This is a genomic window from Acidovorax sp. (assembly GCF_046341535.1).
Classification (GTDB): Bacteria; Pseudomonadota; Gammaproteobacteria; order Burkholderiales; family Burkholderiaceae_C; genus Acidovorax.
In genome coordinates, this window is the sequence record NZ_JBKDRI010000112.1 from 1 (window position 1) to 3127 (window position 3127).

The 3127-nt window shown below is 62.5% G+C and carries 3 protein-coding genes; 2 read left to right on the plus strand and 1 reads right to left on the minus strand.

Annotated elements, in window-relative coordinates:
* The coding region (locus tag ACK543_RS08000; protein WP_409942317.1) for a S1C family serine protease at positions 1–848 on the minus strand (848 nt) is incomplete at its 3' end.
* Between the two features lie 103 nt (positions 849–951).
* Here ACK543_RS08000 and ACK543_RS08005 point away from each other — a divergent pair.
* Complete coding sequence (locus tag ACK543_RS08005; protein ID WP_409942319.1) at positions 952–1818, plus strand: TatD family hydrolase; 867 nt, start codon at positions 952–954, stop codon at positions 1816–1818.
* A gap of 391 nt (positions 1819–2209) precedes the next feature.
* Positions 2210–2977, plus strand: coding sequence for a spermidine synthase (locus ACK543_RS08010; protein ID WP_409942318.1), 768 nt, complete (start codon positions 2210–2212; stop codon positions 2975–2977).
* Positions 2978–3127 lie beyond the last annotated feature (150 nt).

A 3127-nucleotide genomic window follows, 5' to 3' on the forward strand; every position in this document is an offset into this window, starting at 1 on the left:
ATCCCAACCACTTCGCCATCGAGCGTGACCAGCGGCCCGCCCGAGTTTCCAGGATTGGCGGCGGCGTCAAACTGGATGAGATTGCTGAGCTGACTCTTGCCTTCGGGCGAGGTGAATTCGCGCTTGAGCCCCGACACCACGCCGGCCGATGCCGAAGGACCAATGCCGAATGGAAACCCCACAGCGACCACATGGTCGCCCGGCCTCAGATCCTGAGTGGAACGCAGCGCGGCTGCCTGCAGGTCGTCGGGCACCTTGTGGGCCCTGAGAACCGCCAGGTCGTTTTCGGGCTGTGCTCCAGTGATGCTCGCTGTGGTCTCAAGCCCATCATGAAACGTCACTGTGATCCGCTCTACCCCTGTGACGACATGCAGGTTGGTCAAAATGATGCCTTTGTCGACGACCACCACGCCGGTGCCCACGCTGCGCTCAACGTCGTCTTTGCCATTTTTTCCGCGGGTGAACCCCGCGACCCGCACCACCGAGGGAGCAACGGTCTCAACAGCACGAGCCGCCGCCGAAGGGGGGACCGTGTCCTGAAGGGTGCGCATTACAGCCTCATCGATGTCCTTCTGGGTGATGGCGCGGGACGCCGGCGGTTGCCGCAACCATGCGCTTGCGACCAAAAGGATCGTCAGTAGAAGGAAGGCCGCCCATAGCACCCTCATCTGGCCCTGAGAAATCACGACGCCTGCTGGATCGACGGTTCGGGGGGGAACAGCGGCATCTTCGCCACCCTTGGCGGTTGGGATATGGCTGGCGGTGCGGTGCACCGAAGTCTCGGCAGGCTGTGACCGATGGCGTCCTTGGCTGAGACGTGAACTGCTGTAGAGGGCGGGCCGGGGCATCCTGTCACCTTCACTTACCGCGCGAACAATGAGCGCTGCTGTGACGGTAGCACGGATCGATGCCTCCTGCACGGGGCAGGACTGTATGAGGCATCATTCCTGCATGAGCCTGGTCTGGATCGATACCCATTGCCACCTTGATGCGTCCGAATTTGATGCCGACCGTGACGCAGTCCGGCAAAGCGCTACGTCAGCAGGGGTGGCGCATTGTGTACTCCCAGCAGTGGAGCGGGGCAACTGGCATGCGGTGGAGGCACTGGCCCACCGTTATGGAGACAGTTACGCGCTTGGCATTCATCCAATGTTCACCGGGCGTGCGCAGGAGAAAGACATCGAGCTGCTCGCCCAAGCGCTGCATGACCGTCGCGATGACACCAGACTGGTCGCTGTCGGCGAAATCGGGCTCGACGGCTTTGTGCCGGGCCTGAATTGGGAGCGCCAGCAATGGTTCTACCGCGCGCAGCTCCGGCTGGCCCGCCAGTTCGACCTGCCGGTCATCCTGCATGTGCGCCGATCGGTTGACCACATCCTCAAGGGTCTTCGCGACCTGCCGGTGGCCGGCGGCATTGCCCATGCGTTTAACGGAAGCCTTCAGCAAGCCGATGCGTTCACGGCGCTGGGCTTCAAGCTCGGATTCGGAGGGGCGACTACCTACGATCGCGCATTGCAGCTGCGCAGGCTCGCGGCGGGATTGCCACCAGACGCCCTGGTCATGGAAACGGATGCGCCCGATATCCAGCCGCACTGGCTGTATGTCACTGCAGCCCAGCGAGCCGCTGGCCTCCCACATCTGCGCAATGCGCCCTGCGAACTGCCGCGCATCGCGCACGTCATCGCCCGTCTTCGTCTGGTCGATGAACTCGAATGGGCGGCCACCGCATGGCGCAATTCCATCGCAGCGTTGCCACGTCTGGCCGGGTTGCTGCCTGCTTGTGGAGACCTTGTGGCAGCCGACAGGAAAGGCTTGTGATGGCTTGGATTGTCCATGTATCGTTCGCCCCGACACGGCAAGCGCACGAGTGCGTGGGCGACCCCAGGGTAAGGCTCATAGGCTTCGCGCCCAATATCTCCGGCCAGAACCGTGGTTGTGGTGCTGGGAGGTTTCCACCTGGCGGTATCGCTGGCATTTGGGCCCGATGCCCATGGCTGGGCGCCGTCGCGTACAACGGAGGTGAAAGCGTCCGGCATCATGCTGCCGCCCAGGCTGCCCTGCATGGAGTCCGAGGCCCGTGCAGGGCAGTTTCTGGCTCACGGGTTGAATCCATTAAGCTGCCCTCTACCAGCCCGGCCATTGCGGCCGTAAGCTTTGCGCGTAGATTTGTCGCTTGGAAGGAATGCCAAATGCGGCATGGAATGGCCTGATGACTCGAAAAAATACAGCCCCGGCAGCACGATTGCCCGAAGTCAGCGTTTCCGACGATGGCGAGGTCCGTCATCTGCATCTTGGCACGCCCTGGATCCAGGGCTCCATGCGCGTGGCCGAGCCATTCGCGCTGGAGCTGGAGTACGTGCAACGCATGATGGTCTGGCTGCTGTTGACCGACCTGGCCACCGTTTCAAAGGGCCATGCCATGCAGCTGGGGCTGGGTGCAGGCGCCATTACCAAGTTCTGCCACAAAAAACTGCGCATGTGTGCCACCGCCATCGAAGTCAATCCGCAGGTGGCAGCAGTCTGCCGGCAGTGGTTCAAGTTGCCGCCTGATGGGCCCAAGCTGCGCGTGGTGCTCGCCGACGCCGCCCAGGAAATTCGCAACCCCATGTGGCGCGGTACCGTGGATGCGCTGGCCGTGGATCTGTACGACCATGAGGCAGCTGCGCCAGTACTTGACAGTCCAGCGTTCTATGCGGACTGCCGGGCGCTGCTGTCGGATACCGGTTGCATGACTGTCAACCTTTTTGGGCGTGCATCAAGCTTTGACCGCAGCCTTCAGAGCATGGCCGAGGCTTTCGGGCAGGAGGCCTTGTGGGCCTTCAAACCCACGCGTGAGGGCAATACCGTGGTGCTCGCGCAGCGCACCCCCAGCCGGCCCAAGCTGACCGGGCTGGCGCAGCGCGCCGCAGACATTGAGGTACGCTGGGGCTTGCCGGCAGGTAAATGGTTGCGTGTCTTCAAACCCGTGGTCGCATGAATTGTGCGTCCTAGGAGCCTGTCGGACTTGGAGCGTCGAAAGCGAAAATCGGCCCCAGCGAGGACAGTTTTTGCCGAATTTGCAGCCCCATAGCCGAGCTATGGGGCAAAAAGGCGGTTAAAAATGGACCGCTGCGGTCGATTTGCAGCC